The organism is Mycobacterium sp. NGS40, assembly GCF_059812735.1.
Window position 1 is genome coordinate 1 of sequence record NZ_JCALDG010000159.1, and the last position, 202, is coordinate 202.

1 protein-coding gene is annotated in these 202 nt (G+C 65.3%); it reads left to right on the forward strand.

Annotated features, from left to right (window positions below):
- Positions 1-202: zinc-binding dehydrogenase (locus AC5Y5O_RS32360; protein ID WP_500028790.1), on the forward strand; the 202-nt coding region annotated here is incomplete at both ends.

Below are 202 nucleotides of genomic sequence, written 5' to 3' on the forward strand. Positions count from 1 at the left end.
GTCGATGGCACCGGGCGTGCTGTATCGCGCCTTCGACCTGATGGAGGCCGGCCCGGACCACATCGCCTCGATGCTGTCCGGCCTGATCGAACTGTTCGACGTCGGCGTGCTGAAGCCGTTGCCGGTCAAGACCTTTGACGTACGATCCGCGTCGTCGGCGTATCGGTTCGTCAGCCAGGCCCGCCAGATCGGCAAGGTGGTG